14 protein-coding genes are annotated in these 14,397 nt (G+C 67.6%); 3 read left to right on the top strand and 11 right to left on the bottom strand.

Translation table 11 applies throughout. The features are described 5' to 3' along the window. Positions 1-20 precede the first annotated feature (20 nt). Genes WS49_RS32665 through WS49_RS32625 form a run of 9 tightly spaced genes read right to left on the bottom strand, consistent with a single transcriptional unit; the run spans position 21 to position 8,903 of the window. The gene (locus WS49_RS32665; RefSeq protein WP_059537716.1) at positions 21-1,172 is read right to left on the bottom strand and encodes an acetyl-CoA C-acetyltransferase; all 1,152 of its coding nucleotides are present in this window, start codon (positions 1,170-1,172) and stop codon (positions 21-23) included. Further along, positions 1,169-2,239 (bottom strand): acyl-CoA dehydrogenase family protein, encoded by a 1,071-nt coding sequence (locus WS49_RS32660; protein WP_059537713.1) that lies wholly within the window; start codon positions 2,237-2,239, stop codon positions 1,169-1,171. Before WS49_RS32660 ends, WS49_RS32665 begins: the two co-directional genes overlap by 4 nt. A 35-nt stretch (positions 2,240-2,274) precedes the next feature. After that, positions 2,275-3,444 (bottom strand): acyl-CoA dehydrogenase family protein, encoded by a 1,170-nt coding sequence (locus WS49_RS32655; protein ID WP_059537708.1) that lies wholly within the window; start codon positions 3,442-3,444, stop codon positions 2,275-2,277. Then, on the bottom strand, positions 3,441-4,250 hold the full coding sequence (locus tag WS49_RS32650) for an enoyl-CoA hydratase family protein (RefSeq protein WP_059537705.1): 810 nt from the start codon (positions 4,248-4,250) through the stop codon (positions 3,441-3,443). The genes WS49_RS32655 and WS49_RS32650 overlap by 4 nt, the downstream gene beginning before the upstream one ends. A gap of 25 nt (positions 4,251-4,275) precedes the next feature. Next, positions 4,276-5,364, bottom strand: coding sequence for an NAD(P)H-dependent flavin oxidoreductase (locus tag WS49_RS32645; protein ID WP_059537702.1), 1,089 nt, complete (start codon positions 5,362-5,364; stop codon positions 4,276-4,278). After that, a complete protein-coding gene (locus WS49_RS32640; protein WP_059537699.1) occupies positions 5,361-6,287 on the bottom strand; it encodes an enoyl-CoA hydratase in 927 nt (308 codons plus the stop codon). Before WS49_RS32640 ends, WS49_RS32645 begins: the two co-directional genes overlap by 4 nt. 8 nt (positions 6,288-6,295) lie before the next feature. Continuing rightward, positions 6,296-7,093: a CoA-transferase subunit beta gene (locus WS49_RS32635; RefSeq protein WP_059537696.1), complete on the bottom strand. Its 798-nt coding sequence runs from the start codon at positions 7,091-7,093 to the stop codon at positions 6,296-6,298. A gap of 10 nt (positions 7,094-7,103) precedes the next feature. Continuing rightward, entirely contained in the window at positions 7,104-7,997 is an 894-nt protein-coding gene (locus WS49_RS32630; protein WP_059537693.1) for a CoA transferase subunit A, read from the bottom strand. Positions 7,998-8,006: 9 nt separating this feature from the next. Continuing rightward, positions 8,007-8,903, bottom strand: a complete 897-nt coding sequence (locus WS49_RS32625; RefSeq protein ID WP_059537690.1) for a VOC family protein — start codon at positions 8,901-8,903, stop codon at positions 8,007-8,009. 276 nt (positions 8,904-9,179) lie between these two features. Here WS49_RS32625 and WS49_RS35490 point away from each other — a divergent pair, with 276 nt between their 5' ends. Together WS49_RS35490 and WS49_RS32620 are read left to right on the top strand one after the other, a co-directional pair. Next, positions 9,180-9,437 (top strand): hypothetical protein, encoded by a 258-nt coding sequence (locus WS49_RS35490; protein WP_156441493.1) that lies wholly within the window; start codon positions 9,180-9,182, stop codon positions 9,435-9,437. A 20-nt stretch (positions 9,438-9,457) separates the two neighbouring features. After that, on the top strand, positions 9,458-11,044 hold the full coding sequence (locus tag WS49_RS32620) for a hypothetical protein (protein ID WP_059537686.1): 1,587 nt from the start codon (positions 9,458-9,460) through the stop codon (positions 11,042-11,044). Positions 11,045-11,054: 10 nt separating this feature from the next. Here the strand turns inward: WS49_RS32620 and WS49_RS32615 are convergent, their stop codons facing one another. Then, positions 11,055-11,678: a hypothetical protein gene (locus WS49_RS32615; protein WP_373557217.1), complete on the bottom strand. Its 624-nt coding sequence runs from the start codon at positions 11,676-11,678 to the stop codon at positions 11,055-11,057. Positions 11,679-12,847: 1,169 nt separating this feature from the next. Here WS49_RS32615 and WS49_RS32610 point away from each other — a divergent pair. Further along, complete coding sequence (locus tag WS49_RS32610; protein WP_059537681.1) at positions 12,848-13,573, top strand: lysozyme inhibitor LprI family protein; 726 nt, start codon at positions 12,848-12,850, stop codon at positions 13,571-13,573. Positions 13,574-13,621: 48 nt separating this feature from the next. Here the strand turns inward: WS49_RS32610 and WS49_RS32605 are convergent, their stop codons facing one another. Continuing rightward, a complete protein-coding gene (locus WS49_RS32605) occupies positions 13,622-14,395 on the bottom strand; it encodes an SDR family NAD(P)-dependent oxidoreductase (RefSeq protein ID WP_059537678.1) in 774 nt (257 codons plus the stop codon). Between the last annotated feature and the right edge of the window lie 2 nt (positions 14,396-14,397).

Raw genomic sequence — 14,397 nt, 5'->3', positions numbered from 1 at the left:
GGATCGTGAAAGTGCCGCGCTCACAGGCGCTCGATGATCGTGACGTTCGCGAGGCCGCCGCCTTCGCACATCGTCTGCAATCCGTAACGACCGCCGGTGCGTTCCAGTTCGTGCAGCAGCGTCGTCATCAGCCGTGCGCCGGTCGCGCCGAGCGGGTGGCCGAGCGCGATGCCGCCGCCGTTCGGGTTGGTCTTCTCGTGCGGGAAGCGCGTGTCCGCGAGCCACGCCTGCGCGACCGACGCGAACGCCTCGTTCATCTCGACGACGTCGATCCGCGACCAGTCGAGCCCGCTCTTCTTCAACGCGGCCCGGGTCGCCGGGATCGGCGCGGTGAGCATCCACAGCGGATCGTCGCCGAGCACGCTCAGGTGGTGAATGCGTGCGCGCGGCGTGAGCCCGTAGCGCTTCAGCGCATCCTCCGACACGATCAGCAACGCGGCGGCCGCATCGCAGGTCTGGCTCGCGACGGCGGCCGTCAGCGAGCCGCCCGGCATCAGCGGTTCGAGCGTCGCCATCTTTTCGAGCGATGTGTCGGGGCGCGGCGTCTCGTCGTGCCGCACGCCTTCGAGCGGCACGATTTCCCGCTTGAAATGGCCTGCCTCGATCGCCGCGACCGCGCGGCGGTGGCTTTCCAGCGCGTAGCGCTCCATCGCATCGCGCGACAGGTTCCAGTGATCGGCGATCCGCTGCGCGGCGACGAACTGCGACACCGGCGCGTCGCCGAAGCGCGCGCGCCAGCCGGCGCTGCCCGAGAACGGGTCGTTGAAGCCGAGCGGCGCTGCGCTCGTCATCGCGGACGAGATCGGGATCTGCGTCATCGTCTGCACGCCGCCCGCGACCACCACGTCCTGCACGCCGCTCATCACGGCCTGCGCGGCGAAGTGCACGGCCTGCTGCGACGAGCCGCACTGGCGGTCGACCGTCACGCCCGGCACCTGGAGCGGCAGCCCGGCCGCGAGCCAGCAGGTGCGCGCGATGTTGCCGGCGAGCGGGCCGATCGTGTCGACGCAGCCGAATACCACGTCGTCGTATTCGTCGGCCGGGATCGCGTTGCGCTCGACGAGCGTCTTGAGCACGAAGCCGCCGAGGTCCGCCGCATGCACGTGCGCGAGCCCGCCCTTGCGGCGGCCGGTCGGCGTGCGCAGCGCGTCGACGATATAGGCTTGTTTCATCGGTGGGTTTCCTCGAAGTCGAAGGTCTGCGCGGGGCCGATCGGCAATGCGTCGCCGAGGATCGCGTCGGCCACGCGGGCCTTGTGGAATGCGTTGTCGCCCCAGCTGCCGGAGAGCGCCCAGATCCGCTTCATGAAGATCTGCAGGTCGAGCTCCCACGTGTAGCCGATCGCGCCGTGCACCTGCATCGTGTGGCGCGCGGCCAGTTGCGCGGCGGCGGTCGCCGCGAGCTTCGCGTGCGACACCAGCACCGCGCGCTGCGGGTGATCGTCGGCGATCGCCCGGGCCGCGCGCGTCACCACCGGCCGCGCGAACTCGTAGCGAATCGCGACGTCGGCGAGCAGATGCTTGAGCGCCTGGTATGAGCCGATCGCCTTGCCGAACTGCTTGCGCTGCGCGCTGTAGTCGATCGCGACGTCGAGCACGCGCTGCGTGAGCCCGAGCAGTTGCGCCGCGACCGCGAACGCGCCGTGGTCGAGCGCGCGATCGAGCAGCGGCGCGGCTTCGTCGGCGCTCGCGATGCGCGTGGCCGCCGACGGCTCCCAGTCGAGCGTGAACAGGCGCCGCGACGGGTCGACGCTGTCGACCGCGCGCCACGCGCACTGCGCGGGATTCACGCGGTGCAGCTCGCCGCGGTGCTCGCACAGCAGCGCTTGCGCGACGTGCACGTCGGCCGCATACGGGTTCACCGGATGCACGAGCGCGACGCGCGCGCGCCCTTCGGCGATGTCGCGCAGCAGCGCGTCGCGCCAGTCGGCGGCGGGCAGCCGCGCGAGCACGCCGGCCGACACGAGCGCGGTGTCGAGCAACGGCTCGGGGCTGCCGAAGTAGCCGTAGGTCTGCGCGAGCAGCGCCCATTCCACTTCGGTCAGGCCGAGACCGCCGTGCGCCTCGGGCACCGACACGGCGGTCAGCCCCTGCGACGCGAACAGCGACCACAGCGCGTCGGAGCGGCCCGTCGGCGTGGCCCATAGCTCGCGGATCAGCTCCGGGGTCATCTCGGTCATCAGCAGGCGCTTCACGCTGTCCGCGAGCGCCTCCTGGTCTTCATCGAATACGAAATCCATACGATGTCCGTTCAGTGAGGTTGGCGCCGACGCGCTTACGCGCGCGGCATGCCGAGCATCCGTTCGGCGACGATGTTGCGCTGGATCTCGTTGGTGCCCGCGTAGATCGGGCCGGCCTGCGCGAACAGGAAGCCGTCGAGCCAGTGGCCGAGCGTCGCGTGCTGCGCGGCCGTCTGCGGGACGACCTCGCCGTGCGCGCCGAGAATGTCGAGCGCGGTCTGGTGCATCCGCAGGTCGAGCTCCGACCAGAACACCTTGTTGGTGCTCGACTCCGCGCCGATATGGCCGCCCTTCAACAGCCGGCTCGCGGTCGCGTAGGTCGACAACGCGTACGCCTGCGCATCCATCCATGCGCCGACCACGCGTTCGCGCAGCGTCGGGTCGCGATCCGCGCTGTCGCGGTGCGCGAGATACAGGTCGCGCAGCGCCTGCGCGGTGCGCTGGAAACGCGCGGGCGAACGCAGCATCAACCCGCGCTCGAAGCCGGCCGTCGCCATCGCGACCTGCCAGCCCGCGCCTTCGGCCGCGAGGCGGTTCTCGACCGGCACGCGCACGTCGTCGAAGAAGATTTCCGCGAAGCCCGTCTGCCCGTTCAGCTGGCGAATCGGGCGCACGGTGATGCCCGGCGTCGACAGCGGCACCATCAGGAACGTGAGCCCGTGGTGACGCGACGATTCGGGATCGCTGCGGAACAGCCCGAACAGCCAGTCGGCCCACACCGCGCGGGTCGACCAGATCTTCTGGCCGTTGAGCACGTATTCGTCGCCGATGCGGATCGCCGTCGTGCGGATCGCGGCCATGTCCGAGCCCGCGTTCGGCTCCGACCAGCCCTGCGCCCACACGTGCTCGCCCGCCGCCATCGCCGGCAGGAAGCGCGCCTTCTGCTCCGCCGTGCCGAAATCCATCAGCGTCGGGCCGAGCAGGAAGATGCCGTTCTGGTTCACGCGCATCGGCGCGTCGGCGCGCCAGTACTCTTCCTCGAAGATCAGCCACTCGATCAGGTCGCAACCGCGCCCGCCCAGCTCGCGCGGCCACGTGACCATGCTCCAGCGGCCCGAATGCAGCGTGCGCTCCCAGTCGCGGTGCGCGGTGAAGCCTTCCTCGGTGTCGAAACTCGGCAGCCGCTCGCGCGGCACGTGCGCGGCGAGCCATTCGCGGATTTCCGCGCGGAACGCCTGCTGTTGCGGCGTATAGGTCAGGTTCATGCGCGTGCCTCCTCGACGCTGGTCCGTGCGTCGAAATGCGCGTCGCGCTTCTCGACGAACGCGGCGCGCGCCTCCGTCGAGTCGTTGGTCATGTACGCCTGCAGCGTGAAGCCCTGCTCCCAGCGGTACTTGTCCTCGAGATCGCCGTCCTCGACGCCGTTCAGCGCCTCCTTCGCGAGCCGCACCATCGCCGGGCTCTTTTCCGCGATCTTGCGGGCGATCGCGAGCGCCGCGTCGCGCAGCGCATCGCGCGCGACGACCTGCTCGACCGCACCGAGCCGGTACGCCTCGGCCGCGTCGATCATCTCGCCCGTGAAGTACATCGCGCGGACCTTCTGCACACCGAACAGTCGTTGCAGATGCGCGCCGCCGCCCATCGCGCCACGGTCGATCTCCGGCACGCCGAAGCGCGCGCAGTCGGCCGCGACGACGATATCCGCCGCGCCGCAGATGCCGATCCCGCCGCCGAGCACGAAGCCGTGCACGGCCGCGATCACCGGCTTCGGGTTGCGGTGCACCGCGCGGAACGTCTCGTAGTTGCCCGCGTTGACCGACACGATCCGTTCCGGATGCGCGGCCAGCTCCTTGATGTCGACGCCCGCGCAGAAGCCGCGGCCTTCGCCGCGCACGACGATCACGCGCACGTCGTCGTCCTCGCCGAGCGCATCGAGCGCCCGCGCGAGCGCGTGCCAGCCCTGCGCATCGAGTGCGTTCACGGGCGGATGGGCGATCACCAGTTCGGCGATGCCGTCGGCGCGCTCGATCCGGAACGGCATCGCGCCGCCCGGTTGTTTGGATGTAGTCATCTCCACTGCCTCCCTGTGATGTCTTTCAAGCCGCGTGGGCCGCCGCCACGCCGCGCAACGCGGCCAGCGCGTCGAGCCGCTCGCTGGCCTCCGCGACGATCCGCGCGATCAGCGCGTCGCACGATTCGATCGCGCCGATCATCGCGGCCGCCTGGCCGCTCGGCAGCACGCCCTCGTCCGGCCGCCCCTCGACGATCGCGCGCTGAATCAGGAACGGTGCGTTCGCGGCCATCAGCGTCTGGCTCGCCGTGTAGTCGTGCGAGCGCAGCGCCTTGATCGCGAGGCCCAGCATGTCGGTCGTGCGCAATCCGTTCTGACGGCGCCACGCTTCGGCCGTCTTCAGCGCGAACAGCGTGCGGCGCAGCGGGCCGAAGCGTTCGAGCTTCAGCAGATACGGGTTGTCGATCATGCGTTGCGGTAGCCCGTCGAGCGCGTCCGACACGCGGATCCGCGCCGGATCGCCCACCGCCACGTAGCGCTCGAGCGTCGCGCGCGGCACCGGCGATTCGGCGCTCATCAGGAAGCGCGTGCCCATCGCGATGCCGGCCGCCCCGTACGCGAGCGCGGCAGCCAGCCCGCGCCCGTCGAAGAACCCGCCGGCCGCGACGACCGGCACCCGCACCGCGTCGAGCACCTTCGGCAACAGCAGCGTGGTCGGCACCGAGCCCGTGTGGCCGCCGCCTTCCGCGCCCTGCACCGTCACGATGTCCGCGCCGAGCTCGACCGCCTTCGCCGCGTGCTTCGGCGCGCCGACGGTCGGCATGCAGACGATGCCGGCGTCCTTGAAGCGGCGGATCGTCTTCGCGTCCGGCCCGCGCCCGTAGCTGACCGCGCGCAGCCGATGCTCGATCGCGAGATCGACCACCTGCGCGGCGTTCTTCTGGAACATGTGGAAGTTGATGCCGAACGGCTTGTCGGTCAGCGCCTTCACCTTCAGGATCTCGGCCTCGACCTGCTCCGGTTCGAGCGTCGCGCCGGCCAGGAAGCCGAAGCCGCCGGCGTTGGCGGTGGCCGCGACGAGCCGTGCGTCGGCTACCCAGCCCATCGCGGTCTGCACGATCGGGTAGCGGCAGCCGAGCAGGTCGCACAACGGGGTATGCAGCGTCGTGCTCATGCGGCGGCTCCGTTGACGGCGGCCGTTGCCGCATCGGTCCGCCCTTCGCCTTCCGCCTGCTCCGGCCTGCGCTGCGAGCTGGCCATCTTGCGCGCGTCGTAGCCGCCGAGGCGGTCGCCGCTGACGAGCTCGTTGTGCGCATGCGCGAAGTGATGCCATGCGAAGGCCGCGTCCATCGCCGCGCGCTTGCCCTGCAGTTCCTCGACGTGGTTCAGCGCCTGCTTGGTCAGCGCGAGGCCGAGCCGCGGCATCGTCGCGATCTTCGCGGCGATCGCGTAGGTCGCGTCGCGCAGCCGCTCGCGCGGCACGACGCGGTTGACCATGCCCATCTGATACGCGCGCTCGGCCGGCATCCGCTCGCCGAGGAACAGGAACTCCTTCGCGATGCGCGGGTTCAGCTCGTACGCATGCGCGAAATACTCGACGCCCGGAATGCCCATCCGCACGACCGGATCCGCGAAGAACGCGTCCTCCGACGCGACGATCAGGTCGCATACCCACGCGAGCATCAGCCCGCCCGCGATGCATGCGCCGTGCACCATCGCGATGGTCGGCTTCGGCAGGTCGCGCCAGCGCCGGCACATCCCGAGGTACACCTCCTGTTCGCGCGCATAGAGGAATTCGCCGCCTTCCTTGTCGACGTGGTCGTACCACAGCGACGCGCGATCGAACGACTCGTGAATGTCGCGGCCCGGCGTGCCGATGTCGTGGCCCGCCGAGAAATGCTTGCCGGCGCCCGCGAGCACGATCGCCTTCACCGCGTCGTCGTGCGATGCGCGCCGGAACGCCGCGTCGAGCGCGTACGTCATCTTCGAGTTCTGCGCGTTGTGATACTCGGGACGGTTCATCGTGATCGTCGCGATGCCGTCCTCGACCGCGTAGTCGACGACACCGTCGCCGAACGTCATCTGGGTCGCTTCCATGTCGGACCTCATCCGCGGCGCGGCGCCGGATTGTTGCGCACGATCGTCGCGCGCAGGTTGTGAGGGTCGAGCGCACGCACGATGCGCAGGTCTTCCGCGCTCGGCGCGGCCGTCGTGCCGAGTTCCGGTGCGGCAACCAGCGGGAAGCCGGTCGCATCCTGCACCTCGTCGAAGCTCACGCCCGGATGCAGCGAACGCACGCGAATCGCGTGATCGGGGCCGCCGAAATCCATCACGCACAGGTCGGTGACGATGCTGCGCAGGTCGACGAAGGTCTTCATGCCGGGCAGCCGGCGCGCCGGGTTGTAGCCGACCGTGCAGACCATGTCGACTTCGCCTTCGACGAACGTGCGCTTGCCGTGGCCGCTGACGAAGAACGAGTTCGCGTGATTCGTCGAGTTGCCGGGGAAGCCGCGCGCGCCGAGCAGCTGCGTCTTCGGACGCGCGTAGTCATTGCCGAGCCACGAGATGTTCGCCTGGCCGAAGCGGTCGATCTGCGTCGGCATCACCAGCGCGTGGCGCCGGCCGTGCCACAGGCAGTCGAACACGCGTTCGTAGGTCATCCAGCCGCTCGCCTTCACGCGATAGCCGTCGGGACGGGGGCCGAGCGGGACCGGCTCCTCGACGAGATACGCCTCGCCGTCGGTCAGCATCAGCCCGTTGTTGTAGGCGAGCCGCGCGAGGCCGGCCGCGAGCCGCGGGCCCGTGCCGATGCCGGTCGCCAGCACTTCGCCGTCGTCGCGCCAGAGTCGCGCGGACGCGACGATCATCAGTTCCGCGAGGGAATGGTCGAGAGATTCGCTCACAGGCGCTCCTTTACAGAATCGGCAACGGCAGCGTCGTCACATGCGGCAGGCCGCCGACGCCTTCGAGATACTGGCGTTCGTCCTGGCCGACCACGTCGCGCAGGTACGCCGCCGTCTTCGCATCGTCTTCCGCGCTCGCGCAGTACGCGCGCAGGTGCGGCAGGTCCCAGCCGTAGGCCGGCCCGCACGATGTCGGGTGCGCGCCGCCCGGCGCAGGCACGACGCCGGTGACGAGCGAGCGCTCGAACGGGTTGCGTTTCGCGGCATCGAGGTCTTCGGTCGCGAGCGACGCGTCGACCGTTTCCGCCGACACGTAGCAGCGCCGCGCGGCGCGCGCCATCCACGCGTCGAAGAACGGATCGGGGCCGTCGATGCGCGTGTTGCCCATCCGGTCGGCCGCGTTCACGTGCAGCAGCGCGACGTCGAGCTCGAGCGCCGGCATCGCGAGCAGCGTCTCGCCGTCGTCGTACGGCGACCTGACCGTGCGCAGCTCCGGCGCGTGATCGAGCAGCGCGGTGCCGAGCCCGGCGCGCGTCGGCAGGAACGGCAGCCGCGCGGCGGCCGCGCGCAGGCCGAGCTGCAGCATCCCTTCGTCGAGTTCGAGCACGTCGACGCGGCCCTGTTCGCGGGCGCGGCGGAAATGCGGTTCGAGCGGGATCACGTCCAGCGACACGAAGCCGAACACCACCTTGCGCACCTTGCCCGCCGCGCACAGCAGGCCGACGTCGGCGCCGCCGTAGGCGACGACCGTCAGGTCCTTCAGGTTCGAGCGCGCGATCTCGCGCACCAGCGCCATCGGCTTGCGCCGCGGCCCCCATCCGCCGATGCCGATCGTCATGCCGTCGGCGAGTTGCGCGACCACGTCGCGCGCGGACATCGTCTTGTCGAGAGGTTTCATCGTCATCGTGCTGGCTTACCGGTATCCGATGCTGAAATCGTGGCCCCACTGGCTCACCTTCGTGGCCTCGAACACCGCATGCTTCGACCAGTCGACCGTGAGGCCGCCGAAGCCGTATTCGAGATCGAAGCCGCCGGGGGTCTTCATGTAGAAGGAGATCATCTGGTCGTTGCAGTGCCGGCCGAGCGTCGCCGACATCTTCACGTCGTGCGCGACGACCCGATCGAGCGCGCGGCCGACCTCGTCCATCGAGTCGACTTCGGCCATCACGTGCACGCAACCCGACGGCACGGCCATCTCGAACAGCGCGAGGCTGTGATGGCGCGCGTTGCGGCAGTGCATGAAGTGGATGCGCTTCTCGGGTTCGGCGGGGTCCGGCGTGAACTTCACGCGGTAGATGTCGGACAGTTCGAAGCCGAGCACGCCGCGCACGAATGCGTCGGTCGCGTCGAACTGCGGCGCGGGCAGCACCGCGTGGCCGAGCCCCATGTCGCCGGTGACGAAGCGCGCGACGCCGAGCGGCGACACGAAGCGGCGGAAGTCGCAGCGCGCGCCCCAGTACAGCTCGTGACGATTGCCGGACGGGTCGGTGCACCACGCCATGGCCTGCACGCGGCGCAGCGCGGCTTCGTCGCGCGTGGCGCGCACGGCTTCGACGCCCGCCCGTTGCAACGCCACGAGCGCGGCGTCGAACGCGGCGCCGTCGGGCAGTTCCCAGCCCGACGCGAAATAGCGGTCGGTCGCGCCGGGGACGATCACGTAGCGGAAATCGCGCTCGTCCATCTTCAGGTACAGCGCGCCGTCGGGTGCGTCGAGCGCCTGCATGCCCAGCACGTCTTCCGCGTAGCGGCGCCACGCATCGACGCGGGTCGCCTCGACGACGACGTAGCCGAGCGCACGGACATCGATCATGTCGGCCTCCTCCAGGTTCAGATTCCGTTGTTCGTGAAAGGATTCTGGCCGGTCGGGGATGGCGTCACATCGTCTGTTGGGACGAGAGCCGGCGGGGGGCGGGAGCGCGGCGCGGCGGGTGCGCACAGCGAAACGATGCCGCGTTGCTGCGGCGCCGCAAACGACGTCGGTAAAGCGTGGCCGCAACGACGCGCGGGCATTGGCGACAACATGCGTGTGGCTCGGCCGGAATAACCGGTTCGGCGGATTATCTTTCTTACGGTCGAAACATCAGGAATGCCTGAAAAAATCGGCCGGAATGCTTATTTCTTCTGCGTAGAAATCAACCATTTACCCACTCGCCGGGAATCGTCGTCGATAACCCGGCGTCATGGCGTCTGCCCCGTCGGGACAAGCGCCGCGGCCTTCCGCCGGCTTTCTGGAAACGCGTCGCGAAGCGCCGAGACAAACTTCGACACGCGCATCATGGACTTCGATCCTTGTAACGGGTATGTTACGCAGGCGGCGTTTAATGTCTTTCATAAATATCAATAACGGCCTACGAGGATGACAAATTGAAAACCACAAAAAACCCGCTTTCGCTGTCCGACCTGTACGAGGCGTCGGCGGCGATGAACCGGCGCGACTTCATTCGCCTTGGCGCGTATGCAGCCGTATCGATGCTGGCCGCATGCGGCGGCGGCGGGTCCGACGCACCGCCGCCGGACCCGCACCCTGACGGCGTCTCGCTGACGCTCGCCGTGCAGCAGCCCGCGTCCGGCACCGCCGCGCTCGATGCCCACTTCGCGAGCCTCAGCTTCGAAAAAGCCGACATCAACAACAACTACTTCCGCGGAGACAACACGAACCTGATCGGGCTGCTCAACGCGCTCGGCGGCGGCGTGCTGCGCATCGGCGGGAACAGCGTCGACCGCATGACGTGGGCGCCCAACGGGCCGGGGCAGATCCGCGGGCAGGTGTCGCGTATTGACGTGGCGCGATTCGTCGCGTGCCTCAAGCAATGTCCCGCATGGAAAGTGATCTACGGGATCAATTTCGCCGGCGCGCGCGGCTCGGTGGCATCGCCGGCGCAAGCGGCCGACGAAGCGCTGTATGTGTCGCAGCAGCTCGGCGGGCAGTTACTCGCGTTCGAGATCGGTAACGAGCCCGATCAATACGGCGACAGCAGGACGCCGAACCTGGCCGGGATCACCTACGGCATCTTCCTGAACGGCGGCACCGTCGCCCAGGGCACGATCGCGGGATGGAACCAGTTCGCGCAGGCGATCGCGGGCGCCGTCAGCGGCGCCGTGTTCAGCGGGCCGGCCGCCGCCAGCGACACGCCGGGCTGGGCGGAGTCGTTCGCGGCGAGCCAGGGCAGGAACATCGCACTGCTGACCGAGCACTACTACATCAGCAACTACAACGAAAACGCGCCCTCGATCGCCGGGATGCTCGCCTACCCCGATGCGAATCTCGTCACGGCCCTGCAAAGCATGCGGTCCGCCGCGCAGAAGGCCGGCGTGCCGTTCCGGATGGACGAGACCAATTCGTATTTCAACAGCACGAAGCCGGCCGGCGTCAGCAACGTGTTCGCGAGCGCGCTGTGGGCGATCGATTTCATCTTCACGCATGCGCAGTACGGCGCGAGCGGCCTGAATTTCCACAACAACGGATCGATCGCGAGCTATACCGCGATCGCCGATTCGCAAGGCGAAGTCACGGCCGTGCAGCCGCTCTATTACGCGCTGCTGTTCTTTTCGCAAATCTTCGCGGGCGGCGGCGCAGGTGAATTCCTGAATACGACGCTGAGCGCGAGCACGGCGGCCGTGAGCGCATTCGCGGTCGCGACCAGTCAGGGCGCGACCTACGTCATCATCAACAACAAGGATACGGTGAGCACCGCAAACGTTACCGTCACGCTCGGTTCGCAGGCGTCGCGCGCGACGGTGATGACGCTCGCTTCGTCAGGTGACGCAACGGGCGCCCAGCTCGCCAATCCGGGCATTTACAACGGCGGGACACCGATCACGTTCGGCGGGCAAGCGGTCGCGCTGAATGGCGCATGGAACGGCACGCCGCAGCAGACGCTTGCCGTGGCGAATCGGCAGGTGACCGTGAAGGTGGCACCGGTGAGCGCCGCGCTGATTCGCATCCAGTAGCACATCCTGCTCAGAACCGGTACGAGATCCCGATCTGCAGGACCGGATACCAGCGATACCGCGACATCATCCGGTTCAGTTCGTCGAGGCCGCTGGAGGCCAGGACCTGGCTCTTCTGCGGTCCGGCCGCGGCGGCGAGTTCCGGCGACAGCGTGTACGAGCAGCGCGGGATTCCGTATGCGACGCCGATGTCGGCGACGAAGCCGAGCCCTTTCGACGCCGGCCGATGCCCGTAACCGATCCCGACATACGGCATCACGGTCGGATAGCGCGCCTCCGCGACCGCGTACATCCCGGGCAGCGCCGGGTAGCGCTTGCCGGCGAACACGTAGGTGCCGTTGGTCGGCACCGACACGCCGCGGATTTCGTCGTCGTTGAAGCGCAGTCCGATCGTCGCGCGAAAGCCGCTGCCGCGCCATGGAAAGATGTCCGCATACAGGCCGCCTTGCCGCAGCTTGATGTCGTCTTGATAGCGATTGCCGGCCACGGTGAAGTCATGCGTCAGATTGATCGCATTGAAATCCGCGTGTGCGCCCAGCACCGAGTTGAAGCTCACGGCCGCGCCGATGCCGACGCCTTGCGTGCCGCCCTGCAGGTAGATTTCCTGCGCGTGCGCGCCAGCCGCGAACACCATCGCCAGCGCTGCCCATTGGTTCACTGTCGTTTTCACGGGCGTCTCCCCGACATGTGCCGGGCGAGCCGACCCGCCGCGTGCAGCGCATGCCGCCACGCGCAGCGGGTCCCCCGGCACGACATCTTGCAAGCAAGCTTGCTGTTTGACGGATCGCACGTGCGGTGTCCGTTCGTGTCGCCGATACGACGCATCGCGCGTCCGACACGACCGGCCGTCATCCCGCGGCGCGATCCGATCCCCGATATTTCGATGTCGTTGCGTGCCGCTCCCGCGATTCGTGGTTGCCATCGATCGCGGTTATGTCGAGCAGCCCCGGCCTAACTGCAAGGGGTGTGCCATGCGGCGCGGACCGGCGCGGGACAAGCGTCGCGGCCTGACGTGCGGGGTTACGCGGGAGGGAATCGACGGAAATGTTTCAGGAACGCATCTGTTTTCGGGGCTTCGACGCTACGCTGATAACCGGAGCGGCTTGCAGCGAGCACCGCAATGCGCACCGGACAAGTACGGGCGAGCCGTCGGTATGCCGTTTCGGCACGATGAGCAACCACGTCACACGGCGCGCAACGCGAAAAGCGTTTCATTCGTGTGACCTTGTGCCGGCCGCGACGATAATCCGGATGCGGGAGCGTGCTGTGCGAGTCAGGGGGAATACCGAGACCGGTATCTGTGAATGTCGTCGCGCATTCAAACGCTTTGATGCGTCACGTCAAGCGCACCCGGCTACCACGATGCCCTGGTCAACGCGCATGCTGGCGGACAGAGATTCATCCGCGACGCTCACCGCTGAACGAGAATCATTGCGGCGCACTGATTTTCTGCTTTATAGAATTACAAAAGGGCGGACCCACATTGATACAATGCCCAACCAAGATAAAGCTGATCCGGAATGCCGGCAGGTCCGCAACTCAATCGCAATCGAAGCGGAATGTGTCGGATGTCTGAACCGACCGTCAGCAATTAATAAGATCAAGTCAACTCTCGGGGATATCGTGAAGCGCATCGCACTTCTTTTACTGACCGCAGGCATGGTAGCCGCTTGCGACTCGAAGCATTCCGACAGCAGCGCGCAAGCGTTGCCAGCTAGCTCGACTAAGGCAAGCGACACCACCACACTCCCGCCCGCCCCGGCACCCGTGCCCACCCCTGCTCCTCCGTCGCACAATTACGCAATGAGCCAGGACGGTACGTACGGGTATGAGCCGGCGCTCAGCGAAGATGACGTCCGAGCAGGAAAGGCCGCAAAAGCGCTTGTGATGATGCGCTACGTCGGCCTTCGGGACGGAAGTTATATTTTGCTTTTAGTAGACGAGGACAATCCGAATATAGCGAATCGCATTACGTGCCAAGCTCCGTGCAATTTCGCGAAGTCGCAAACGATGGCCGGCGACTCGGTTCTGAAGACCGAGACTGTCAGGGTTGTGCCTAACTCGTTGATCGGCGCGATGATCGAAGACGCGATGTCAGGGCAGTTGACACCCTATGGTCAACGCATCGCAACCTTGAATCAGGCACCGCAACCGGCGATCATCTCGCCTCCGACACAATCAACGTCCCCGGCTGCCGATCCGGCAGCAAACCAGTCTGCGAGCAACGTAGCCGCTTCACCGCTGCAACAAACGAGCTTCGACTGTGCCAAGGCGAAGTCCATTCCGGAGTTTCTGATCTGCCATGATCCGGATCTCGCGGCCGACGACCGCGATCTTGCCGCCACGTACCAGCAGGCAAAAAACGCCGTCATCGACAAAGCGGCATTTGCCGAACGAACGCGTAAGCAATGGAATTTTCGCGAGAAGAATTGCCGGGACAAAGCATGCCTGACTTCTTGGTACGCATACCAGAAACGCGTGCTGGCGAAGATTGCGCAAACCGGCGACGTCAGCGCCCAGGACAACTGAAGCATCCCGCTGCCAAGCCCGCTCGCCCGAGCGGGCCCCATGCATCCGCTACAACCCGTACCCACCGGACACATTCAACTGCTGCCCCGTGATGTAATTCGCGCGATCCGACGCGAGAAACACCGCCGCGCGGCCGATATCGTGCGCCTTCCCCCAGCGCTTGAGCGCGAGCATGTTCTGCGTCTCGTCGATCCACGCCTGGTCGAACTGTCCTCTTTCGAGCAGCACCGGAAACATCCCGGCCTCGATCACGCCGACCAGGATCGAATTCGCGCGGATCTCGTGACGGCCCTCCTCGCGCGCGAGCCCCCTCACGAGCGCCTCGTTCGCCGCCTTCGGCGCGACCGACAATCCATCGCGATCCGGCCAGCGCAGATGCCCGGCCGAGCCGAGCGTCACGAACGACCCGCCGCCCGACGCGCGCAAATGCGGCAACGCGGCCTTCGCCGCATTGAAGAAACCGACCGTCTCGACCTCGATCGCGCGCCGCCAGTCGTCGTGCGTCATGTCGCCGATATGGCGCTGGTTCACGAACGGGCCGGCCGCCCACACGATCGTATGCACGTGACCGTGCGCGTCGATCGCGGCCGCGAGCGCCGCATCGATCTGCGCGGGATCGGTCACGTCCACGCGATGCGTGGTGGCCGCGACACCCGTGCCGCGCAGGTCGCGCGCGACACGCTCGGCCACGTCGGCCTTGCTGCGATACCCGAGCGCGACCGGCACGCCGGCACGCGCGAATTCGCGCGCGACGCCCTGCCCGATCCCGCCGCTGCCGCCGAACACGAGCACCGCGCCCTGCGGAAATCCGTTGTCGTTCATGC

Origin of the sequence: Burkholderia sp. RF7-non_BP4 (genome assembly GCF_001521935.1) — a bacterium.
GTDB lineage: Bacteria > Pseudomonadota > Gammaproteobacteria > Burkholderiales > Burkholderiaceae > Burkholderia > Burkholderia diffusa.
This window is presented reverse-complemented; position numbering and strand designations above follow the sequence as displayed.